Origin of the sequence: Mesorhizobium sp. B2-3-5 (assembly GCF_006442395.1) — a bacterium.
Classification (GTDB): domain Bacteria; phylum Pseudomonadota; class Alphaproteobacteria; order Rhizobiales; family Rhizobiaceae; genus Mesorhizobium.
This window is the reverse complement of record NZ_VFVX01000021.1, coordinates 76,874-98,504: the sequence shown is the minus strand read 5'-3', so window position 1 is coordinate 98,504 and position 21,631 is coordinate 76,874. Positions and strand designations below refer to the sequence as shown.

The 21,631-nt window shown below is 61.2% G+C and carries 18 protein-coding genes and 4 pseudogenes; 17 read left to right on the top strand and 5 right to left on the bottom strand.

The genetic code is table 11. The annotated features are described in order from the left end of the window. Positions 1 to 578 precede the first annotated feature (578 nt). Positions 579 to 758 carry a hypothetical protein gene (locus FJ958_RS21955; RefSeq protein WP_140745385.1) on the top strand — a complete coding sequence of 60 codons (180 nt, stop codon included), beginning with the start codon at positions 579 to 581 and terminating at the stop codon, positions 756 to 758. A 779-nt stretch (positions 759 to 1,537) separates the two neighbouring features. Continuing rightward, a complete protein-coding gene (locus tag FJ958_RS21950; RefSeq protein WP_246677072.1) occupies positions 1,538 to 1,705 on the top strand; it encodes a hypothetical protein in 168 nt (55 codons plus the stop codon). Positions 1,706 to 2,393: 688 nt separating this feature from the next. Here the strand turns inward: FJ958_RS21950 and FJ958_RS21945 are convergent. Then, on the bottom strand, positions 2,394 to 3,053 hold the full coding sequence (locus tag FJ958_RS21945) for a GntR family transcriptional regulator (protein ID WP_140745398.1): 660 nt from the start codon (positions 3,051 to 3,053) through the stop codon (positions 2,394 to 2,396). A 341-nt stretch (positions 3,054 to 3,394) separates the two neighbouring features. Here FJ958_RS21945 and FJ958_RS21940 point away from each other — a divergent pair, with 341 nt between their 5' ends. The 8 genes from FJ958_RS21940 to atzF are packed head-to-tail and all read left to right on the top strand — an operon-like array spanning position 3,395 to position 11,701. Beyond that, positions 3,395 to 4,522, top strand: coding sequence for a BMP family ABC transporter substrate-binding protein (locus FJ958_RS21940; protein ID WP_140745383.1), 1,128 nt, complete (start codon positions 3,395 to 3,397; stop codon positions 4,520 to 4,522). A gap of 23 nt (positions 4,523 to 4,545) precedes the next feature. Then, positions 4,546 to 5,685: an ABC transporter permease gene (locus FJ958_RS21935; RefSeq protein WP_140745381.1), complete on the top strand. Its 1,140-nt coding sequence runs from the start codon at positions 4,546 to 4,548 to the stop codon at positions 5,683 to 5,685. Further along, a complete protein-coding gene (locus FJ958_RS21930) occupies positions 5,685 to 6,611 on the top strand; it encodes an ABC transporter permease (protein WP_140745379.1) in 927 nt (308 codons plus the stop codon). The genes FJ958_RS21935 and FJ958_RS21930 overlap by 1 nt, the downstream gene beginning before the upstream one ends. Before the next feature lie 18 nt (positions 6,612 to 6,629). Continuing rightward, positions 6,630 to 7,331 (top strand): isochorismatase family cysteine hydrolase, encoded by a 702-nt coding sequence (locus tag FJ958_RS21925; protein WP_140745377.1) that lies wholly within the window; start codon positions 6,630 to 6,632, stop codon positions 7,329 to 7,331. Between the two features lie 12 nt (positions 7,332 to 7,343). Beyond that, positions 7,344 to 8,873, top strand: a complete 1,530-nt coding sequence (locus tag FJ958_RS21920) for an ABC transporter ATP-binding protein (RefSeq protein ID WP_140745375.1) — start codon at positions 7,344 to 7,346, stop codon at positions 8,871 to 8,873. Continuing rightward, entirely contained in the window at positions 8,873 to 9,541 is a 669-nt protein-coding gene (locus FJ958_RS21915; protein ID WP_140745373.1) for a cysteine hydrolase, read from the top strand. Before FJ958_RS21920 ends, FJ958_RS21915 begins: the two co-directional genes overlap by 1 nt. Beyond that, on the top strand, positions 9,534 to 9,884 hold the full coding sequence (locus FJ958_RS21910; protein ID WP_140745371.1) for a cupin domain-containing protein: 351 nt from the start codon (positions 9,534 to 9,536) through the stop codon (positions 9,882 to 9,884). The genes FJ958_RS21915 and FJ958_RS21910 overlap by 8 nt, the downstream gene beginning before the upstream one ends. Further along, positions 9,881 to 11,701 carry an allophanate hydrolase gene (gene atzF, locus FJ958_RS21905; protein ID WP_140745369.1) on the top strand — a complete coding sequence of 607 codons (1,821 nt, stop codon included), beginning with the start codon at positions 9,881 to 9,883 and terminating at the stop codon, positions 11,699 to 11,701. The genes FJ958_RS21910 and atzF overlap by 4 nt, the downstream gene beginning before the upstream one ends. Here atzF and FJ958_RS32130 read toward each other — a convergent pair. Continuing rightward, a complete protein-coding gene (locus tag FJ958_RS32130; protein WP_140745367.1) occupies positions 11,661 to 12,041 on the bottom strand; it encodes a hypothetical protein in 381 nt (126 codons plus the stop codon). The two genes, atzF and FJ958_RS32130, sit on opposite strands and share 41 nt — an antisense overlap. On the opposite strand from FJ958_RS32130, the gene FJ958_RS31655 reads away from it, so the two are divergent. Next, positions 11,935 to 12,393: a hypothetical protein gene (locus FJ958_RS31655; RefSeq protein WP_181176469.1), complete on the top strand. Its 459-nt coding sequence runs from the start codon at positions 11,935 to 11,937 to the stop codon at positions 12,391 to 12,393. The genes FJ958_RS32130 and FJ958_RS31655 overlap by 107 nt on opposite strands. A gap of 13 nt (positions 12,394 to 12,406) precedes the next feature. Here the strand turns inward: FJ958_RS31655 and FJ958_RS32125 are convergent. Next, positions 12,407 to 12,559, bottom strand: a pseudogene (locus FJ958_RS32125) (IS110 family transposase); the annotation flags it as partial. Between the two features lie 33 nt (positions 12,560 to 12,592). On the opposite strand from FJ958_RS32125, the gene FJ958_RS21890 reads away from it, so the two are divergent. Further along, positions 12,593 to 13,429 (top strand): hypothetical protein, encoded by an 837-nt coding sequence (locus tag FJ958_RS21890; protein WP_246679693.1) that lies wholly within the window; start codon positions 12,593 to 12,595, stop codon positions 13,427 to 13,429. A gap of 352 nt (positions 13,430 to 13,781) precedes the next feature. Here the strand turns inward: FJ958_RS21890 and FJ958_RS21885 are convergent, their stop codons facing one another. Next, positions 13,782 to 15,548, bottom strand: coding sequence for an adenylate/guanylate cyclase domain-containing protein (locus tag FJ958_RS21885; protein ID WP_140745361.1), 1,767 nt, complete (start codon positions 15,546 to 15,548; stop codon positions 13,782 to 13,784). Positions 15,549 to 16,375: 827 nt separating this feature from the next. On the opposite strand from FJ958_RS21885, the gene FJ958_RS21880 reads away from it, so the two are divergent. Together FJ958_RS21880 and FJ958_RS21875 are read left to right on the top strand one after the other, a co-directional pair. Next, positions 16,376 to 18,229, top strand: a complete 1,854-nt coding sequence (locus FJ958_RS21880; RefSeq protein WP_140745359.1) for a tetratricopeptide repeat protein — start codon at positions 16,376 to 16,378, stop codon at positions 18,227 to 18,229. Between the two features lie 531 nt (positions 18,230 to 18,760). Then, a pseudogene (locus FJ958_RS21875) lies at positions 18,761 to 19,056 on the top strand (transposase); the annotation flags it as partial. A 47-nt stretch (positions 19,057 to 19,103) separates the two neighbouring features. On the opposite strand, the pseudogene FJ958_RS21870 reads toward FJ958_RS21875, so the two are convergent. After that, positions 19,104 to 19,463: pseudogene (locus tag FJ958_RS21870) on the bottom strand (transposase); the annotation flags it as partial. A gap of 209 nt (positions 19,464 to 19,672) precedes the next feature. Between FJ958_RS21870 and FJ958_RS21865 the strand changes: the two are divergent. The 3 genes and pseudogenes from FJ958_RS21865 to FJ958_RS21855 form a co-directional block, all read left to right on the top strand. Next, positions 19,673 to 20,137, top strand: coding sequence for a mobile mystery protein A (locus FJ958_RS21865; protein WP_140745357.1), 465 nt, complete (start codon positions 19,673 to 19,675; stop codon positions 20,135 to 20,137). Further along, positions 20,134 to 20,724, top strand: a complete 591-nt coding sequence (locus tag FJ958_RS21860) for a mobile mystery protein B (protein WP_140745355.1) — start codon at positions 20,134 to 20,136, stop codon at positions 20,722 to 20,724. The genes FJ958_RS21865 and FJ958_RS21860 overlap by 4 nt, the downstream gene beginning before the upstream one ends. Before the next feature lie 375 nt (positions 20,725 to 21,099). Then, a pseudogene (locus tag FJ958_RS21855) lies at positions 21,100 to 21,444 on the top strand (transposase); the annotation flags it as partial. Positions 21,445 to 21,631 lie beyond the last annotated feature (187 nt).

Sequence of the window (21,631 nt, the reverse complement as noted above, 5' to 3'; positions counted from 1 at the left end):
GGCGCCTGAAGCCCCACCCACCCCCCGCCCAATGGCGCCGGCCGTCCAGCATCGTGACTTAAGCACAGGATGCGCCTCAAGGCGGCGGCAGGAATGCCCGATTGTTCGACTGCAATGACGAGAGGCCTTAATCTATCGGCACCCTTAGATTTACGATAACTTGTCTGGCGATGGCTTCGTCTGTGAGGACGTAGAATTGCCCCGAGTTGCCACTGGGTTCGTGGTTGTTCCGCCTCGCATTTGCGGGAACGTCAACGCTCGATTCGTTGCGGATCTGGAACGCGATCTGCGGGCCACGATGCCTCACTACCGCTTCAAGGTAGTCGTCAATCATGTCGGGCGACAGGACGATGACTTTTTTGTTGAGCCGAATGGCCAAGTCAGCGATCTAAGCATTCTCGAAACGTTGGCTGGTGTGATGGCCCCGTATCTGCACGGCGGCCCCGTCCACCTTCACTGACGAAGTGGGCCCAATTAGGCCGCGTAACGCTGCCCACCTAACGGTTTGTTTGTGCCAGAGATATGCGGATCAGTGAATTCGGAGTAAATTCCGAATCGGCGAGGTGCGGAAACTCACGATGGGAAAGTTAAAAAAGGCCAAGCGAACTGTTGGCGTCCCCACTTCGGGGTCGCCCGAAGTGATTACCGAAGCAAGCTATTTCGCTCGTAAGTGTGGCCTCACAATTGAAGAAGCTCTGGCCCTGATCCTGCAGTCGGGCAAGGCGGACAAAAAACAGAAGTCATCACCTCGCAAATGAAGAAAGCGCCGCCAGCCGGAGCCGTGCGGATTGATGAGCAATCACAGTGGTCAGCTCGCCGAGGCGGAAAACACGACGCTCCCCAAAAGACCTTGTCTTTGATTGGTTGTCGCGCTGTCGATCGCGTGGCATGTTATGGAATGTCTTCAGATCCACCCACGCGCGATCGCGTTGATGCCGGCGGAACTGCTGACCCCCAGCTTGCGCTGCACTCCGCGACCGACCTTTACGGCGAGCACGCCGCGACCGCAGTGGGCCTATTGCGCGCTGGAAGCGAATTTCGCATCTGGGGACGCCCGATTACCGCTTTTGGTGCCAAGTTATCCCTCGCGATTGAATTTAGCATGTGCTGAAATAGTTCCGAAAGGGAAATGTCGCCCGCTGCAACGAAGCGGCCGATGGCACGTTGCGGATCTCGCACAGGAGGAACAAAGATGGCAAGGTGGGCATCATTCCGCAGCAGGTGAGGGACCTGATCGAGAAGCACGGAAACAGCCGCGAGGTTCTGGAGCGAGAGGCGAAGAAGCTGAACGGCCGATGACGAAGCTACCCGACATTGAGCCGCCTACCGCTGGCGTCCTGCATCGTGGTGAACCGGCCAACGATGGGCACGATCACTTCTACACCTGGGCCATGTGCGGGCAGCGGGTAGACATGAGCACCTGCGGCAAGTCATGTGGCACAAACAGCCAAGCCCGCTAGAGATAGATAGCTGAAAATTGCCGGATCTGACCCCGCACCATTGCCGAATAGCACGAGGACTATTGAAATGGCCGCAAGTGCGGCTCGCCGCTAAATGCAGTCTCAGCGAGGGGACCATTCGTGATTTCGAGAGCGGCCGAAGAATCTTGCGCAAAGAGAAGATCGCAGCAATCCGACAAGCGCTTGAACTGGCCGGGGTGGTCTTCACGTCGCAAGGCCCGTCAATGACCGCTCAATCGGGTTGAGGCAGGTGATATCGGCCTCAATGAAATGTTAATTCGGTTGGCTGTGCATTCCCGCTGAATAAGCGTGCGGCGCCCCGCGTCTACGGTTTCGGGCGATCCTCTGCCATCACGTTGTAGAGCACAAGGCACGCCAATAGCGAGACGAGTCCGCCTAAGAGATCGTTCCCGCTCAACCCGGGAAAATATACGAAATCAAGCGCCAGCACGGCCATCGCTCTGCCCCTTGGCAAATCTACCCGGATAACCGTTAGAATGCTCTAATGTTCCGCTCCCGGTAACGGCACTTCGGGACTCTGCGTCGAGACGGACGCATTCTGCTATTGGGAGCTGGGGGACGTGGACAAATCTTGTTACGACAGTCGGTCGGACCAATGGCGCAAGCGCGCTGGCGCCAGGCATCGCCGCGCCCTCCGAATTCTGACATTCCAGCCGATCTCGCGAGCGCGCGTAGTTCAGCTGGAGGTGTCAAACAGAAAGTTCGAAAAGCTTCCAGGAACCCCAGTCGATGGCCAGTTGTAGAACCGCCTGACGACTGCTTTTGGCCAGAAATGAACTGGCAGCTTCTGGCGTCCGAAAAGCGACAACGGACATGCCGCCTGATGGCGCCAAAGGTGTCCGACTGACCTATAGCCGACTTTGGTCCTCGGTTTGCCTTTCGATAGTCATGTCGTTTGGCAAGGATCACTTCTCAGCTGGCGATGACCGGCATCGTGGTAATTGTGCCCTTTGGCTGCTCGCCGAGGGCAAAGACAGCGCTGGCCTCGCTGACTATGGAAACGTGGTCCTTGGCGGCAGCGCCGGCTGCCACGCCATCACCGCGCAGGATCGCGCTGACGATCGCGTCGTGTTCCTTCCAGGATTTGGTCAGCCGGCCGTCAAGCCGGAATTGCGCCCGCCGGAACGGCGCCAAGCGGCTGCGCGTCATGACGGTGAGCTCGAAGACGTGCGTGCTGTGGGCGCCGCGATACAGGCGTGAATGGAACTCGGTGTTGAAATATTCGTAGTCCTCTTCGGCGCCAAGGCGAACCAGCCGGGCCGATGCCTGATGCTCGATTTCCAACGCGCGGCGTTCGCCGGCGCTCATGCGCTCGGCGGAAAATCGGGCACAGATTCCTTCCAGTTCAGCCATGCTTTCAAACATCGATGCAAGATGTTCCTGGGTGACCACGGCGACTATCGCGCCACGGTTCGGCCGCCTCTCGACCAATCCCATCGCGCTTAGATGGCCGAGTGCTTCGCGCACTGGCGTGCGTGACACATCGAAGCGCGCGGCGAGCGATGCCTCGTCCAGCTTCTCGCCAGGACGCAGCACGCCGGTGACGATGCGGTCGCCGATCGCCCTCACCATCTGATCGACGGTCGTTCCCGACCTGAGCAAGCTGCGCTTTCCCGACACGTTCTCTCCCGTACAGTCTTTTTGCGTGGCCGAAACGGCCCAACCCAGCAGGCCCAGCCGCTGTTTCGACTCGCCACTTGCTCCTCTATGTCTATATTTTAATCCGTTTGTCAAATAGCGTACGTAATAGGCAGCAAGTGTATGCAATTGCTGGGACTTTGTGCAGCGCACGCCGCTATGAGTGTTGAATCTATTAGATAATCTGGAATCCTCAAGCTGGCACGGAGATTGCATACACTTTCTTAGCGAGGTGTTAACAGGCTCCCGAAGAGCCTCACAGAGGGAACATTCAGATGACCGACAGATTCATGCTGACGCGCCGCGACTTGCTCAAGACCACCGCCACCGGTGTGGCGGCTCTCGGTCTCTCCAACGCATTGCCCATGAGCCGTGCCTTTGCCGCGGCCGCCACTGTCGGCTTCATCTATGTCGGCCCGAAGGACGACTATGGCTACAACCAGGCGCATGCTGAAGGTGCTGCCGCGCTGAAAGGTATCGAAGGCATTTCCGTCGTCGAAGAGGAAAACGTCCCCGAGACGGTCGATGTCCAGAAGACGATGGAATCGATGATCAATCTCGACGGCGCCGCGCTGATCTTCCCGACCTCGTTCGGCTATTTCGACCCTCATATGCTCGCCATGTGCGCGAAATTCCCCGACGTGCAGTTCCGCCATTGCGGCGGCATGTGGGACAAGGCCAAGCACCCGATGAACGCCGGCTCCTATTTTGGTTACATCGGCATGGGCCAGTATCTCAATGGCGTCGTGGCCGGCCACACCACCAAGTCGAAGAAGCTCGGCTTCGTCGCCGCCAAACCGATCCCGCAGGTGCTGCTCAACATCAACTCGTTCCTGATCGGCGCGCGCTCGGTCGACCCCACCATCACCTGCCAGGTTATATTCACCGGCGAATGGTCGCTGGCGGTCAAGGAGGCGGAGGCCACCAATGCGCTGGTCGACCAGGGCATCGACGTCGTCACCTGCCATGTCGACAGCCCGAAGGTGGTGGTCGAGACGGCCGCCGGCCGCGGCGCCTTCGTCTGCGGCTACCACGCCAACCAGAGCCCTCTGGCACCGGAAAAATACCTCACCGGCGCGGAGTGGAACTGGGCCAAGGTCTACAAGATGTTCGTCGATGACTTCGTCGCCGGCAAGCCGCTGCCCAACTTCACCCGCGGTGGCCTCGCCGACGGCTTCGTCAAGATGAGCCCGCTCGGCCCCGCGGTCGGCGAGCCGGCGCGCAAGCAGTTCGACGCCACGCTGGCGGAAATGATGAAGGGCGGCTTCGCCGTCATCAAGGGGCCGCTGAAGAGCAACAAGGGCGCCGTCGTCGCCACCGAAGGCCAGGCCTTCCCCGAGACCGCCATCGAACTCGAAAGCATGGACTACCTGGTCGACGGGGTCGTCGGCTCCACCGCTTGATCCGGCAGGACGGAGACGGGGCCATGGCAGAGACGGTCAGCAACGCGGACGTGCCGATGTTCGGCGTCAGGGGTTATCCGGCGGCGCTCGAACGGGTCGCCAGACGGGCCGAGGCCTTCGTCATTCCGGTCGCCGCGCTGATCGTCGGCATGGCCATCTTCAGCCTGTTCATCCTGGCTGTCGGCAAGTCGCCGCTGCAGCTCTATGAAGTGATGTGGCGCGGCGGCTTCGGCTCCTGGTTCTCCATCCAGAACTCGCTGTCTCGCGCCGCCCCCTTGCTGCTCGCTGCGCTCTGCGTGGCGCTGCCGGCGCGGCTCGGCCTCGTTGTCATCGGCGGCGAGGGTGCGATCGTGCTCGGCGGTGTCGCGGCGGCCGCGGCCGCCATGGCGTTTAATGGCGCGCCGTCGTTCATCGTCATTCTCGTCATGGGCGTGGCGGGCATGGCCGCCGGCGGCATCTGGATCGGTGCCGTCGGCGCGCTGCGCCATTACCGCGCCGTCAACGAGACCATCTCCAGCCTGCTGATGGCCTATATCGCCATTGCCCTGATGAACCAGTTGGTCGAAGGGCCGTTGCGCGATCCGGCCTCGCTCAACAAGCCGTCGACACAGCCGCTGGCGGAGGCTTACCGCATCGGCAACATTCCTGGCATCGAGGTGCATTGGGGTATCGTCGTCGGCATCGTCGCCTGCGTGCTGTCCTGGGTGCTGATCGAGAAGACCCGCTGGGGGTTTGCCGCCCGCATCGCGGGCGGCAACGTCAAGGCCGCCCAGGTGCAGGGGCTTGCCGTCGGGCCGCTGATCGTCGGATTCACAGCGCTGGCCGGCGGCTTCGCCGGTGTCGCCGGCATGCTCGAAGTCGCCGCCGTGCAGGGTAGCGCCAACGCCTCGCTCGCTGCCGGCTACGGCTATACAGGCATTCTCGTCGCGTTCCTCGCCCGCCACAATCCGCTCGCAATCATCCCGGTCGCTTTCCTGCTCGGCGGCATCGAGGCCTCCGGCGGACTGATCCAGCGGCGCATGGACCTGCCCGACGCCACCGTGCTGGTGCTGCAAGGCATGCTGTTTATCGTCATCCTGTTCAGCGAGACCTTCTACGGTCGCTTCAAGGCATTCAATCCGGATCTCTGGAAGAGGTCCGATCACTTGAAGAGGATCGCCTGATGGACCCGACCGACATCGGCCTCTGGGGCGTCCCGCTCGCCATCCTCGGCGGCGCCATCCGCGTTTCGACGCCCTTCATCTTCGTTTCGCTGGGCGAAGCCATCACCGAGCGCTCGGGCCGGATCAACCTTGGCCTCGAAGGCACGCTGGTGTTCGGCGCCATGACCGCCTATGCGATCGCGGTGATATCAGGCTCGCCATGGCTCGGCCTGTTCGCGGCGGCAGCCGCCGGCTCCTTTTTCGGCCTGTTCCACGGCTGGATCTGCAAATTTCCCAAGGTCAACGACATCGCGATCGGCATAGCGCTGATGCTGTTCGGCTCCGGCCTCGCCTTCTTCTTCGGCAAGCCGTTCATCCAGCCCAAGGCACCCAGTTTACCGGCGATCCCCTTCGGCGGCTGGTCCGATATTCCACAGGTGCAGGCCGCACTCGACGTCAACGTGCTGTTCCTGATCGGGGCGGTGCTGTCGGCCGTGCTGTGGTGGGCCTTCCGCAACACGCGCGCCGGCCTGATTGTGCGTGTGGTCGGCGACAGTTCCGACGCGGCACGCGCCATGGGTCTCAACCCTGACACCGTGCGCCTGCTCGCCACTGGCGTCGGCGGCGCGTTCGCCGGCATCGGCGGCGCCTATCTCTCCCTCTACTATCCCGGCAGCTGGACCGAGCGCATTTCCTCCGGACAAGGGCTGATGGCGGTGGCGCTGGTTATCTTCGCGCGCTGGAACCCGCTCGGCTGCTTTGCCGCCGCATTGCTGTTTGGCGGCGCTGGAGCGCTCGGGCCGGCGCTGCAGTCGGTCGGCGTCACGCAAGGCTACTACCTGTTCTACGCCGCCCCTTACATCCTCACGCTCGTCATCATGATCGCCACCTCCTCACCGGGCCGCTCGCTGGCCGGCGCGCCCGGCGAGCTGTCAATCACCAAATGAGATGACTGGAGTTTCCGCATGAACGCCAGAGCCGAATTCGCCCAGCACTACATTGATGCCGACCCCTATCCGTGGCCGTACAATGGCGATCTGAGGCCCGACAACACGGCGTTGATGATCATCGATATGCAGACGGATTTCTGCGGGCCTGGCGGTTATGTCGACCATATGGGCTACGACCTGTCGCTGGTGCGGGCGCCGATCGAACCGATCAAGGCTGTGCTGTCGGCGATGCGAGCCAAGGGCTACACCATCATTCATACGCGCGAAGGCCATCGTCCCGATCTTGCCGACCTGCCGGCCAACAAGCGCTGGCGTTCGCGCCGCATCAATGCCGGCATCGGCGATCCCGGCCCGTGCGGGCGCATCCTGGTGCGCGGCGAGCCGGGCTGGGACATCATCCCCGATCTCTACCCCATCGAAGGCGAGCCGATCATCGACAAGCCGGGAAAGGGTTCGTTCTGCGCCACCGACCTGGAATTGATCCTCAACCGACGCGGCATCCAGAACATCGTGCTTACCGGCATCACCACGGATGTCTGCGTGCACACCACGATGCGCGAAGCCAATGACCGTGGCCTCGAGTGCGTCATGCTGGAGGACTGCTGCGGCGCCACCGACTACGGCAACCATCTGGCGGCCATCAAGATGATCACGATGCAGGGCGGCGTGTTCGGCGCGGTGTCGAATTCGAAAGCCTTCGCCGCGCAACTGCCATGATGGGACTCAGCCATGAGTGAGGGCGACAAAAAAGCGGTTGGCGTCGAGACGATCGGCATGACGATGCGCTTCGGTGGCTTCACCGCCCTCGACACCGTGTCGATCAAGGTGCCGGCGGGGTCGTTCCATGCGCTGCTCGGCGAAAACGGCGCCGGCAAGTCGACGCTGGTGAAATGCATGATGGGTTTCTATCACCCGACCGCGGGCGACATCCTGGTCGAGGGGCGCGAAGTATCTGTCACCAGCCCGCGCGATGCCTCGGCGTTCGGCCTCGGCATGGTCTACCAGCATTTCACGCTGGTGCCTTCGTTGACGGGCGCGGAAAACCTGGTCATTTCTCGCGAGAAGGTTCCCGGGATCATCGACTGGCGGCAGGAGCGCGCCGACCTCGCCGATTTCATGCAGCGCATGCCGTTCAAGCTGCCGCTCGACGTGAAAGTGGCCGAGCTTGCCGCCGGCGAGAAGCAGAAGCTCGAAATCGTCAAGCAGCTCTATCTCGGCCGTAACTTCCTCGTGCTCGATGAGCCGACTTCGGTGCTGACGCCGGGCGAAGCACAGGAAGTGCTTGGCCTGGTGCGCGGCATGACCAAGGCCGGCGATCTGACCGTGCTGATGATCTCGCACAAATTCCACGAGGTGACCGCGTTCGCCGACGATGTCAGCGTGCTGCGCAAGGGCAAGCTGACCGGCACCGGTAGGGTCGCCGACCTCGATCACAAGGCGATGGCGGGGATGATGATCGGCGACCAGCCGATCACCGCGCTCGACAGCCGCGCGCTAACAAAGCCGGACGCGGACCTCGTGCTCAAGGTGACTTCGCTGAAGGCGCCGGACCGCACCGGGCTGAAATCGATCCGCATCGACGATCTCGGGGTGCGCTCCGGCGAAATTGTCGGTATTGCCGGCATCTCCGGCAATGGTCAAAAGGAGTTCCTCGAAGTGCTGGCCGGGCAGCGTGCGCGCGACGGCGGCGCGGTGCTGGTCAAGGGCTCGCCCTACGCGTCGAGCCGTACCGAGGCGCGAACGCTGAATGTACGTCTCATTCCAGAGGAGCCGCTGAAGAACGCCTGCGCGCCGAGGATGACGGTGGCCGAGAACATCGCCTTTCGCACCTTCGACATCGATGGCAACGGCAAGCCGGTGAACTGGATCAACACCAGTGGCATCAAGAGCTTCGCTGCGAGCCTGGTCGAGCAGTTCAAGGTCAAGACGGCGTCGCTGGCTTCACCGATCTCGTCGCTCTCCGGTGGCAATGTCCAGCGTGCGGTGCTCGCCCGCGAACTCACTGGCGAGGTCGATCTGCTGATCGTTTCGAACCCTTGCTTCGGCCTCGATTTTTCCGCCGTGGCTGAAATCCGGGCGCGGATCATGCGCGCGCGAAATTCCGGTGCCGCGGTGCTTTTGATGTCGGAGGATCTCGACGAACTGCTCGAACTATCCGACCGCATCTTCGTCATGTCGGACGGCGCGCTGGTCTACGAAACACCGATCGCGCAAGCCAGCGTCCAGACGATCGGCGAGCATATGGCGGGACATCACTGATGGCCGAAATCGATGCCCTGCCCTTTGCCTTTGTCTTCAAGCCGCAAACGATGGCGCTCGTCGTGATTGACATGCAGCGCGATTTCGCCGAGCCGGGCGGCTTCGGCGCCAGCCTCGGCAACGATGTCGGGCGCATCACGGCGATCGTGCCGACGGTAAAGAAGCTGATCGAGGGATTTCGGGCCGCCGGCCTGCCGGTGATCCACACCATGGAGTGCCACAAGCCCGATCTCTCGGACCTGCCGCCGACCAAGCGCAATCGCGGCAACCCGTCGATCCGCATCGGCGATGTCGGCCCGATGGGGCGGGTGCTGATATCAGGTGAGCCGGGTACCGCGATCCTCGATGAACTGGCCCCCCTGCCCGGCGAGATAGTGATCGAGAAACCCGGTAAGGGCGCATTCTACGCGACCAGCTTCGGTGACAACATCAGGCGACTTGGCGCGCAGCAACTGGTCTTCGCCGGTGTCACCACCGAGGTCTGCGTGCAGACGACGATGCGTGAAGCCAACGATCGCGGCTACGAGTGCCTCCTGGCCGAGGATGCGACCGAAAGCTATTTCGCCGAATTCAAGACAGCGGCGATTGCGATGATCCGGGCGCAAGGCGCCATTGTCGGCTGGACGGCGACGACCGACCAGGTGCTCGAGGGAATTGCCAATGCCTAATCTGAGTTTTGCCGGCCTCCTTGACGGGGGTTGGCGCGAACTTGCGCTCCAGCATTTTCGCGAAGGCATCACGGTACACTGGCTGCTGAAGGGCGGCCCGGTAGAGCCCTCCGTAGCGATCCTGAAATACCAGCCCGGCGCCGGTGTGCCACGCCATCGCCATGTCGGGCTGGAGACCATTGTCGTGCTGGAGGGCACGCAAAGCGACGAGAATGGCGATTATGCCGCCGGGTGCGTCATCCTCAATCCGGTCGGCACCGAGCATTCGGTGTGGACGGAAAACGGCTGCGTCGTGCTGATCCAGTGGGATCTGCCGGTAATCATTCTGGGGGAAGGACAATGAGCGACATTCGTTTCGATCTCGGCAGCCTGCACACCGCCTATGCGGCGGGCCTGCCCGTGTCAGCCATGATTGACGCGGTGTTCGAGCGCATCGCCCAAGCCGCGGACCCCGGCATCTTCATCCACCTTGCCGGCAGGGCCGACCTGCTTGAGCAGGCGGTCGCGCTCGGGCCCTTCGATCCCATGACGAAGCCGCTGTGGGGGATACCCTTCGCGGTCAAGGACAATATCGACGTCGCCGCCATGCCGACCACGGCGGCTTGCGCCGAATATGCCTATACGCCGCAAAAGGACGCCACGGTGGTTGCCCGGCTGAAAGCGGCCGGAGCATTGGTGATTGGCAAGACCAATCTCGACCAGTTCGCCACCGGTCTCGTTGGCGTGCGCTCGCCCTACCCTATCCCGAAGAACGCCTTCGACCCGAAACTGGTGCCTGGCGGATCATCGTCCGGTTCGGCCGTCGCCACGGCACGCGGCATCGTCTCCTTCGCGCTTGGCACCGACACCGCCGGCTCCGGCCGCATCCCGGCCGGGCTCAACAACATCGTTGGGTTGAAGCCGACCGTCGGCGCACTGTCTTCCGCCGGCGTGGTACCGGCCTGCCGCACGCTCGACTGCATCTCGATCTTCGCGCTCACCGTTGACGATGCCTACACGGTCTTCAGAGTGGCCGCCGCCAAGGACGAGGCCGATCCCTACTCGCGCGCCATTGCCGCGCCGCCTCTCGCCGCTCGCCCGCCGGTGCTGACCGTCGGGGTTCCGGCGCAGGCGGACCTCAAATTCTTTGGCGATGATGCCATGCAAGCCGCTTTCGCCGCTGCGCTCTCGATGTTGAAAAGGCTCGGCTGCAAGCTGGTCGAAATCCCCTTCGGCGATTTCTACGCCACCGCCAACCTGCTCTATGAGGGCGCCTGGGTTGCGGAGCGCTATGCTGCGATCCGCGATTTCATGGACACCAACGAAGCGGCGATGCATCCGGTGACGCGTCAGATCATCGGTGGCGCGCGCCAGCTGTCGGCGGCAGACGCCTTCAAGGGCCTTTATGCCTTGCAGGCCGACAAGGCCAAGCTCGCCTCAGTCATCGCCTCCGTCGATCTGATCTGCGTGCCGACGGCACCAACGCACTACACCGTCGATGCCGTCCTCGCCGACCCAATCGTCACCAACAGCCGGCTCGGCACCTACACCAACTTCGTCAACCTGCTCGATATGTGCGGCATTGCCGTGCCAACAGGCACACGAGGCGACGGCCTGCCGATGAGTGTGACCCTGCTCGGTATACGCGGCCAGGACGCGCTGGCCGCGTCGCTCGCTCGCGATTTGCATGCCCAGAGCGGCCTTTCCCTCGGTGCGACCGGCTGGCCTTTGCCGGGCCAGTCTTCGCCTACTCGGCCGGCCGACGACGGCACAATCGAACTTGTCGTCGTCGGCGCTCACCTTTCCGGCATGCCGCTCAACGCTCAGCTCCGGGGTTTAGGTGCCCAATTCTCGAGGTCAACGAGAACTACGGCTGCCTACCGGCTCTATGCTCTCGCTGGCCAGTCCGTGCCCAAGCCGGGCCTCGTCCGCGTCGCTAGGGATGGCATGTGTATTGACGTCGAGGTCTGGCGGCTTGATCCGGATGCGTTCGGGCGGTTCGTTGCAGCCATCCCCGCACCGCTCGGCGTAGGAACAATAGAACTCGAGGATGGCGGCGCGGCCAAGGGATTTCTGGCGGAAACCGCCGGCCTTGCAGACGCATCCGATATCTCCGCCTACGGGGGCTGGCGCAGTTTTGTTAGGCGCGGCAAAAATATTGTCGATCGACGGGAACTGTAGTCCAAAACATCCGATGTTCTCCCGAAGCACATCGAATGAACCTTAAATTCGGGTTGCGTGCCCAGAGATGGATCAGGGCAAGCGTCGGTATCGCCGGACGGTTGCAGCGCAGCCTGCGAACGGCCGCCAGATTGGATTGCTCTTCCAGCGCGGTCGAGATGACCTGACGAACCCACCCGTCGTGTGTCGCGAGCAATTCGTCATCCCCATCGCGCGCCACTAACAAGGCAGTCGTGATCAGCCGCGTCGAGCGCGATTTGAGGGCATTGGTATGGTCGCCCTTCTGCAAATTCGACCGCATCGCGTGCCGTTGCGGCGGTTGCGTGTTCGCCTTTGCCATCGGTCGCCAGACTGATGCGCTCCTCGATTTCGCTCGACCGGACGAACTCACCCCGCATCTTCTCCATCGCTGCGAGATGCGCGGTCTCGTCCGCCGGCGGCTGGTAGGCCAGACTCCCGCCCCGATGTCTGTCCAGTTCGGCCGCTGGAGCCTGTTGTTGGCAACGCGGGCGAAGAACCGCGCATCTCGCCAGTTCGAAAGGTTGATAGGACCCAAGGCTTCCAACGACGGCGCCCAGTTGCGCACGCAGACGGGTCGCAACGGCATCGTTGCCCAAATACATCGCGCTCCGCAGAAGAGCATCCCGCTCTTAAAGAAGCCATGGCAACGACCGCCAGGTGACGCGCGCTGACTGATGCGCGGTGGCTGACCACCTTCACTTCACGACAGATCCTGCCGGATTCGTCGACAAGGCAAACGGCGGTTTCCTTCACCGAGACATCGAGACCGACAAAGTGCTTCATATTGCGCTTCCTTTCCTGATGCTTGTGGCTGTTGGACAGACCACGTTCTACCATCAGCTCGAAGCGCTGCACCTTCTTGCTTCACCGTTGAAGATGGGGCTCAAGCCGAATACCCCATCTGATTCCGACAATACCACGACTCGGCCTTTCGTCACCCGAAGGAGGGTACTTGAGGGAACGGCAATTGCAATTGTGGGAGCTAAGGGGAATGAATTCGTCAGCAACGCCCTTGAAACGAACCAATCCGTAGATCCAGCCGTGGCCGTCTGGCAAAAATGGCAAGCGGCCCATGACCGCACTGAATGGCTGTGCCGAAAGCAGCAACGCCTGGAGCGAAAACTCGTCGAGACTGTCGGATTTCCTTCCGCCAATGTTCGACTGCGTGATGGCGAGAGCGTGACGACGCATTCACTTGAGGCGCTTCATGAACTGACGGGAGACGCGGCGGTGCGCGCTAAGGCTGAAGCGGAACTTGCAGCTCACCAGGCGCGCTGGGATGCCGCCGATAGGGAGATTGGCTATTCCACGACGTTGCTCGCCGAGTGTGAGGCCGGCGATCGAGTGGAGCAACTGCTCGAAATGTTGTCCGAAACCCCTGCCGCTTCCCTTGCGGGCGTCGCGGCCTTAGGGAAGGCCAAGTCTCCGAAGACTGTGCTGAGTTTCCCTGGCCACAGATCCGCTCGGTCTTCCAGGATATTAGTCGGATTGGTCAACAGGCACCGTCGAGTCGAATGGTCCCAAACGGGGAGGGTCGATCGAAGCATTATCGATAGCGGTTGCTTCCACTTCGCGACGAAGCAATTGACACAACGTGAAGAACCGAGTCGACGGATCGGATATCGCCCTTCGCTTTCGGGAGGGGGGTCCATCGTGCGGCAACTAATTAAGCGGCAAGCCTTCGTACCGCACTCAGCTGGCGTGTAGTCGTAGTGTGGCGGCTCCTGAGCGATGCTCAAAGCGGGCAATTCGAGATCGTGCTTGCCGAGGCGAGGTTGCTTCGCAACGCGCGGATGCCTGCAAGCGTACGATCCTCGTCGTTCGCCGTCAGGCGTCTTAAATCGACGATGTCTGCCACCAGGATTGCCGCGAGCTGACGGCACTTCGGTCATTGCCTGCCCATACCGAACCTATCACGGTTGCGGCGGGATTACCGCGTCCCCCAAAACTCGGGAAACTCCACTCGCGAGAGATTAAGGAGCAGCCCGACGCCACTGCCGATTTTTTCGACGACATAGATTGATTGCGAGCTTGGAATACGGCTCCCTTTCCATACCGCCTAATCTGGCAAGCCGGCCAGACGCCATCCGTCAACAAACGGCTGAGCATCACTCGGGCTCTTGAAAGGAGAGTTCGCCACCAAATCACCGACCCTCCAATTTTGATTCCCCGCAAGGAATAGGCGGGCTTCCTCCTGTGCCTCGGGAACGCGACCGGCAAGGGCAAGCGCGGGAACCAGGTGCTCCCTCGAACCCGTCCCGTACGTTTCTTCCCGGCTCAACGACACAACAGCTTCTTCATAGCGACCGGAGGAAATCTGCGCCATTCCCATGATCCAGAAATACCAACCGGGTGGACGAGGATTTATACGGAGCGCAGCACCACAAGCTATCAGCGCCGCTTGCGGATCGCCTAAGTAGATTTGAAGCTCACCCGTCCATGCGACCGCATCTGCATTGTTGGGATTAAGCCGAACGGCAGCATCGAATTGAGTTTTTGCTTCATCCCAATTACGCTCATAAAGCTGAACGCAGCCTAGGATTCTGCGAGCGTGGGAATCGTCGGGATCGATTTCCACGGCCCGTTGCGCGTGTATCAGAGCATTTGCGCGGCCGGGTTCCTGTGGCTCTCCCCAAACAATCCAGCCAAATAGCAGTGAGATGGCAAGATTGCTGTGCCCCTCGCAGTAGTTTGGATCGATCTGGACGGCACGTTCCAAGTCAGCACACGCCTCACTGTTGTCCGATCTAGAATTGTTGCACTTGCCTCGCGACCTAACACAGAGATCATAGGCTTCGAGATTTGACGGTCGGGAACGGGGAATAAGTTTCTTTTCACCAAGCTTGCCAGAAATCGCTTGAACAACGCGTCGCGTGACCTCGTCCTGAACGTCGAAGATGTCGGCGATTTCGCGGTCGAAGCGCTCGGCCCACACATGATTGCCGCCTTCTGCCGCATTGATAAGCTGCACATTGACGCGCAACCGCTTGTTGGATCGCCGGGCGCTGCCCTCGAGAACATATTTGACGTCCAGATCGCGAGCGATCTGACGGATGTCGGTGGGCTTGCCTTTATAGGCAAAGGTGGAGTTGCGGGCGATGACGAAGAAGCCGGATACATTCGACAGATCGGTGATGATGTCCTCCGTCAGCCCGTCGGTGAAAAATTCCTGTTCGGAATCGCCACTCATGTTGATGAAGGGCAGCACGGCAATCGAAGGCTTGTCGGGCGTTGCGGGCGGCTGCGAAAGCTTCTCCAGCACAAGGGGCTCACTTAGGGTCGCGGGCTTTGCCTTGGAGGGACCGCCGACCTGTAGCGAATAGACCCGGACCGGATCGGTGATGTTCTTGAGTTGAACCTCACCGCGATCGTTGATCGCGATGTCGAGCCGTGACTTTACCTGCCAGTAGGCCTGCTCGGAAAGACAGATATTGCCGGGTTCGCAGATGCCTTCCAGGCGTGCGGCGATGTTGACGCCATCACCCATAAGGTCACCATCGCGTTCTTGCACGACGTCGCCCAGGTGAATGCCGATCCGGAACTCAATGCGGCGATCATCCGGCACCCCGGCATTGCGCTCAAGCATGGCGTTCTGCACTTCGATCGCGCATCGCACTGCTTCTACCACGCTGCTGAACTCGACGAGGATCCCGTCGCCTGTGCGCTTGACGACGCGACCACGATGAACTGCGATGGTGGGATCGATGAGATCGCTGCGCAGCGCCCGCAGCCGCGCCAAGATGCGATCTTCATCTGCGCTGGCTAGCCGGCTGTAGCCGACTACATCCGAGACCAGGATCGCTGCTATTTTACGGGCCTCACTCATGTCGTGCTCCCTCGATCCAGTCTGCCACTACTGCCGAGCCAAAGGAAGATAGCTCGGAGCCATTGGTCGGTTGATCCGAATCGGATCGATTCCGGTCGTTCGAGACCAGTGTTGGGCAGACAACAGCCTGAGACCTGTCCATTGGCGATGCCCGCTTTTGATTGAATGGACTGGACCGTGGGAATGAATGAGGCGCAAAGCGGCCGTTTGGACAGCACGTGGGGGCTCATCCGGACTTGCACTATCAGGACGGCACAAACTGTCCAGAAGCCGGATCTAGTGTCCCAGGTTGTCCATGAGCGCCCGCAATCCGGGCTGAGGCGCGACCCAGAAAGTTCGAAAAGCTTCCAAGAACCCCAGCCAGACTGGACGGCAAATGGAGAACCTGTTCCTGCCGAACAGGGCTGGCCATTGCGATGATGGTAAAGTTGTCGTTGCCAGTTCTAGGGGCCGCGCCAGCATATCGGCCCCCAAGCGACACTCTCCAACACGCCATTTGTGGACTCTTCCAAGAGCGGAAGAAATCAATCCCTTCCGCGAGGCCCCGATCATACGATCAGAGGGCGCGTAGATTGGCGGGGAAGCTACGAAACGGCTCGTGTGGGATATCACGCGCGCCTGTCCATAAATCTCGGGGGCATTTAAGCATTGTCTAAAATACCAATAGGGCGCAGTATCCGTTTGCTCGTTGGACCTGTTTTTAGGAAAGGTCACCAACATGAAGGCTTCATATTGGCCTTCGGCGCCAGACCGTTCCAACCCAGCCGTTGACTGCGGTCTAGGCCTAGACAGGGCGTAGAGCGCCTGCTGATTCTGCGGAGGGCCAAATGCGAAACTCCTGGGCGCTTGGGATATTTCTGGCCATTGCGCCAGCCAATTACAGCTTCGCAGCGAACAAGGATCACGACCCTTGCGTTAAGCAGGACGGAAACCTCGATCAGAAGATCGAGGCATGTACCAGCGTCATTGATGACAAACGCGAGACTAAGAAGAACAGGTCTGCCGCCTACGACAATCGCGGCAACGCCTGGGAAGAGAAGGGCGACAAGGACCGCGCCATCGCCGACTATGACCAGGCGATCAAGCTCGACCCGAATTATGCCATGGCCTATTACAATCGCGGCAACGTCTGGGAAGAAAAGGGCGACAAGGACCGCGCCATCGCTGATTATGACCAGGCGATCAAGCTCGGTCCGAACGATGCCTTGCCCTACATCAATCGGGGCAACGTCTGGGGTCTCAAAGGCGATTACGACCGCGCCATCGCCGACTTTGACCAAGCGATCGACCTCGACCCGAATAATGCCACGGCCTATTACAATCGCGGCTACGCCTGGAGCTTCAAGGGCGACAAGGACCGCGCCATCGCCGACTATGACCAGGCGATCAAGCTCGACCCGAATAATGCCAAAGCCTACGACAATCGCGGTAATGCCTGGAACGAAAAGGGCGACTATGACCGCGCCGTCGCCGACTATGACCAGGCGATCAGGCTCGACCCGAATGATGCCAAAGCCAATAATGACTACGCCAACGCCTATATAAGCGACGGCGACGCTTCGATCGCCATAGGCGACGACGACCGCGCCATCGCCGACTATGGCCAGGCGCTCAAAGTCGACCCGAATAATGCCGAAGCCTTCTACAACCGCGGCGACGCCTGGTACGACAAAGACGATTATGACCGCGCCATCGCCGACTATGACCAGGCGATCAAGCTCGATCCGAATGCTGCCAACGCCTACAGCCATCGCGGCGACGCCTGGCGGGGCAAGGGCGACGACGACCGCGCCATCGTCGACTATGACCTGGCGATCAAGCTCGACCCGAACATTGCCAAGGTCTTCTACAATCGCGGCGACGCCTGGTACGACAAGGGCGACTACGACCACGCCATCGCCGACTACGACCAGGCGGTCAAGCTCGATTCGAACGATGCCAAAGCCTACAGGCATCGCGGTGATGCCTGGCAGGCCAAGAGCGACTATGACCGCGCGATCGCCGACTATGCCCAGGCGATCAAGCTCGATCCGAATTATGCCTTTGCCTACAACAATCTCGGCTTGGCTTGGGGTAGAAAGGGCGACGGCGACCGCGCCATCGCCGACTATAGCAAGGCAATCGACCTCGATCCCAAATATGCCACAGCCTACAGTAATCGCGGCGCGGCTTGGAGCAGCAAGGGCGACAGCGACCGCGCCATCGCCGACTACGACCGGGTGATAGAGCTTGATCCGAAAAATGCCGGCGCTTATTTGCGTCGCGGCATCTCTTTCTTTTTTGGCGGCCATATTGGAAAGGCCCAGGCGGATTTCGCGGAGGTCGTCGACAACTCGCCTAACAACACCTACGGCGCCATCATGCTGACGCTGACAAAGCGGGCAAACAGCCTGACGGTCGATCCTGATTCCGTCGAAAAAAATCTGGACATGAGAAAATGGCCGGCGCCAGTGGTAAGACTGCTCGAAGGCAAGCTTCAAACCGTAGATGTCATGGCGGCGGCATCCAGCCAGGGCGAGAAATGTGAAGCCAACTTCTACGTCGGCGCATTCGATCAGGTATCGAAGCAGGACGCCGACGCCATAAAGCAGTATCGGGCTGCTATCGATGGCTGCCCCAAGGATTTTGTCGAATACGGCGCGGCAAGGCTGGGCATGAAACAGCTGGGTGCCGCGCCTTAGGAGTCGCGAAATACCGCCGGGTCTGCCGCGCACAACGTCTCGTCCACACGTTGTCGGAACCCTCATGCTTGGCGGGCTGATCTATGTCAATGCATTGAAGCCCGGCCACTCCCCCGATCTTCGGCGCATGGCTCTCCGTCTCCGATCTGTGCACCGGCGCGATTTCGGGTGGCTGCACCAAGCAGGGACTACTCGCCTCCGCATGCTTTTCAGATTTCATCCGTGCCCACGACTGTTGGGTTGTGGGCGATCAAGACTATGTGTCTCTTCGCCTCGTGAACTTCCAACTGCGATGAGCGGCGAAGAATCGCAGCCCGATCTCGGCGGCATCGATCCAGTGCGGTCTTTTGACATTGGCCGGATGGTCTTCACGGGTCGCGTCCCCACAGGTGGTGTAGCTCGGCGATAGGGCAGCCGTTCGCGAGCGCGCCCTCAACAGCGCCGTAGCGAGCGAGCGGCTTTGCGGCGGTCATCGATGTTCCCCGGTAGGGTCTGGTTGTCGACACCAACCCCTTTGTGGAAGGACCACCGATGACCGACGACATGATGAACCTGCGCGCTCTCGTGGAGAAGACCCGGACGCCGATCTGCTGCGCGAGATGATCGGCTTTGCCGCCGAGCGGCTGATGGAGATGGAGGTGGGGGCTGCCACCGGCGCCGCCTATGGCGAGAAGAGCCCGCTTCGGCTGGCCCAGCGCAACGGCTACCGGGCCAGGGATTGGGAGACGCGCGCCGGCACGGTCGAGCTGCGCATACCCAAGCTCAGGAAGGGCTCCTACTTCCCTGGCTTCCTGGAGCCGCGCCGGATGGCTGAGAAGGCGCTGACGCGTGGACCGAGCCCGTCGAGATGCCCTTGGATGTAGGCCTCCTGGACGACGGCGCGCACCGGCAGGAGGAAGGCAGGACGCGACGATATCCAGCGTGATCCGTCCGACCCGATGCCGCCGCCCGGCACGATCATGTGGGCATGCGGATGGTGCGTCAGCGCCGAACCCCAGGTGGGGAGCACGGCTGTGATGCCGATGCGCGCGCAAAGGTGTTTTGGATCCGCCGCGATCGTCAGCATCGTCTCCGACGCGGCGCGGAATAGCAGGTCGTAGATCATCGCCCTACTGTAGAAGGCGATGCCGGCGACCTCGGCGGGCAGCGTGAAGAAGACGTGGAAGTATCCGACGGGTAATAGGTCGGCTTCGGGCTCGGCAAGCCAAGTGCGCGCGGCCGCGCCCCGCACTCTCACTCTAGGGGGCGTTGCGGGGTCTCCCCGCAGAAGGGGTCGGCCGAGACCGTGGCTCGGCCGCAGGGGAAGGCTTTCCCCAATTCAGGCGGTTTCTCGCTCATATAGACATGAGCAATCTCGATAATTGTGCTCATATAGGAGTGAGCGGAGCCAATTATTTTGCTCACATATATGTGTTAAAGATTGCCTGAAATGGACACATATATATGAGTGACGAGCAAGCCAGACTGGCCAGAAAGAACCTCGATAGACGGCTTTCTCCCCTGAGAGCCGCCCCTATCGTGACGCCCTCGCGTGGCTGGACGAAAGCCATTCGGGAGGCCCTAGGCATGACTACGCGCCAGCTCGCCGAGCGCATGGGCGTGGCCCCCTCTCGCGTGACGACGATCGAGAAGGCGGAAGCCCTGGGCGCGATCACCCTCAAGACCTTACGCGAGACAGCCGAAGCGCTCGACTGTCAGTTCGTCTATGCCTTTGTACCGACCAAGGCCCTCGACGACATTCTCCACGATCAGGCCGAGCGCAAGGTGAGGAACGAACTCGCGCATCTCAATCACACGATGCGTCTCGAAAATCAGGCGGTGAACGCGGAAGACCTTGAAGGGCAAAAGCGTCGCATCGTGGCGGACTACCTCTCGCACTTTTCGCGGAAGCTGTGGGACAAAGAATGAGCGATCCGCTTTTTGAGGGTGATGACGACGGGAACACACCGCTCGAAGCCGAGGAGCGCGAACAGCTCATTCCTTCCTACATCACGACGCGCGACGAGTTGAACGAGGCGGAACTTGCCAATATCGCCGACGCCGTTCGTTGGGTCGGGCGGCGAAAGCGCAAGGTGCTCGACCAAGGGTTCCTGAACGAGCTGCACAAACAGATGTATGGCGATGTGTGGAAGTGGGCGGGCACGTATCGCACGACGGCGCGCAACATCGACATCGACGCCTATCGCATCCCCGTCGAATATTATCAGGCGATCGACGATGCGAAATATTGGACCGAGCGCTCGACGTTTCCGCCGGATGAAATCGCGATCCGTTTCAGCCACCGGGTTGTTGCGATCCATCCCTATCCCAACGGGAATGGCCGCTTCTCGCGCATGATCGGCGACCTGCTTGCGATCGAACTCGGCCAGCCGCGGTTCACCTGGGGCCAGATCAATCTCGTTGATCCGTCGGCAACCCGAAAAGAGTATATTGCGGCACTCAAGGCCGCCGACGCGGGCGACTACGGCCCCTTGCTCGCGTTCGCCCGCTCGTAACGCTCTCGCCGCCGATCCCGCGAGCCTATCTCCCTCATGTTGCCAGTCGGCGATGAGGGTGATGCCATCGCCGAACTCGACAAAGCCTTCCGATCCGACGGCTCCGTCCTGCTCAACCGTAACCCGGCCATTGGGAAACGCGTGGCTGTGCGGGAAAAGGAAGCGCATCTTCCTACACCGCCGACTTGCGTGGCTCGGGCTCCTTAGCATTCGGAAGTATGTGGCGCGGATACGGGCGGCGACCGGATGTGAGGTTGATCAGGCCCAGATACCGGGCCGCGTCATGCAACCGGGCTCAGACCGTGGATGCCGTCCTCCGAATTAGGAACGTATAATGTCGCCATGAAGCCCGACTTGACGTGATGACCCTCATGTGAGGACTATCGTCGCGAAGGCGCCGACCGGCAGCAGCTCATGACGCTCGCGACCGACGAGTTCATCCGCCGCTTCCTGCTCCACGTGTTGCCAAAGGGGTTCCACCGCATCCGGCACTGCGGACTGCTTGCCGGCTCTGCTCGCAAGGCCAGCGTCGCGCTTGCTCGTGAACTCCTGAACGTCGCCGTACCGTCCGACGATGACACCACGGACGAACCGGACAACTTCCGCCCGCCATGCCCCTGCTGTGGCGGCCGCATGATCGTCATCGAGGTGTTCGAACGATGGAGGCAGCCGCGCGGACCGCCACACGGTTCCCGGTCGACCGGGAGCAGCACGCCATGACCCGCCATGGAATGGTTCAGCCTTCAGCTGCGGGCACTCAGCCGCCGGAAACGGATCGACATACGTCTATGGTAATGATCGACTCCGACAGAGCCGCGCCCAGCCGCCCACCGTTCCGGCAACACCGCACGGAGGCGCAACGAAGCGGTCTGTCCGCACTCACCCCAGAGCTCCCCGACGGCGGTCG

What these genes read in the sequence shown, in the direction of transcription:
- FJ958_RS21955 (WP_140745385.1), top strand. Translation starts at nt 579, where the DNA reads ATGGGAAAGTTAAAAAAGGCCAAGCGAACTGTTGGCGTCCCCACTTCG.
- FJ958_RS21940 (WP_140745383.1), top strand. Translation starts at nt 3,395, where the DNA reads ATGACCGACAGATTCATGCTGACGCGCCGCGACTTGCTCAAGACCACC.
- FJ958_RS21920 (WP_140745375.1), top strand. Translation starts at nt 7,344, where the DNA reads ATGAGTGAGGGCGACAAAAAAGCGGTTGGCGTCGAGACGATCGGCATG.
- FJ958_RS32130 (WP_140745367.1), bottom strand. Translation starts at nt 12,041, where the DNA reads ATGGCAAAGGCGAACACGCAACCGCCGCAACGGCACGCGATGCGGTCG.
- FJ958_RS21925 (WP_140745377.1), top strand. Translation starts at nt 6,630, where the DNA reads ATGAACGCCAGAGCCGAATTCGCCCAGCACTACATTGATGCCGACCCC.
- FJ958_RS21880 (WP_140745359.1), top strand. Translation starts at nt 16,376, where the DNA reads ATGCGAAACTCCTGGGCGCTTGGGATATTTCTGGCCATTGCGCCAGCC.
- FJ958_RS21945 (WP_140745398.1), bottom strand. Translation starts at nt 3,053, where the DNA reads ATGGTGAGGGCGATCGGCGACCGCATCGTCACCGGCGTGCTGCGTCCT.
- atzF (WP_140745369.1), top strand. Translation starts at nt 9,881, where the DNA reads ATGAGCGACATTCGTTTCGATCTCGGCAGCCTGCACACCGCCTATGCG.
- FJ958_RS21865 (WP_140745357.1), top strand. Translation starts at nt 19,673, where the DNA reads ATGAGTGACGAGCAAGCCAGACTGGCCAGAAAGAACCTCGATAGACGG.
- FJ958_RS21885 (WP_140745361.1), bottom strand. Translation starts at nt 15,548, where the DNA reads ATGAGTGAGGCCCGTAAAATAGCAGCGATCCTGGTCTCGGATGTAGTC.
- FJ958_RS21910 (WP_140745371.1), top strand. Translation starts at nt 9,534, where the DNA reads ATGCCTAATCTGAGTTTTGCCGGCCTCCTTGACGGGGGTTGGCGCGAA.
- FJ958_RS21935 (WP_140745381.1), top strand. Translation starts at nt 4,546, where the DNA reads ATGGCAGAGACGGTCAGCAACGCGGACGTGCCGATGTTCGGCGTCAGG.
- FJ958_RS21860 (WP_140745355.1), top strand. Translation starts at nt 20,134, where the DNA reads ATGAGCGATCCGCTTTTTGAGGGTGATGACGACGGGAACACACCGCTC.
- FJ958_RS21915 (WP_140745373.1), top strand. Translation starts at nt 8,873, where the DNA reads ATGGCCGAAATCGATGCCCTGCCCTTTGCCTTTGTCTTCAAGCCGCAA.
- FJ958_RS21930 (WP_140745379.1), top strand. Translation starts at nt 5,685, where the DNA reads ATGGACCCGACCGACATCGGCCTCTGGGGCGTCCCGCTCGCCATCCTC.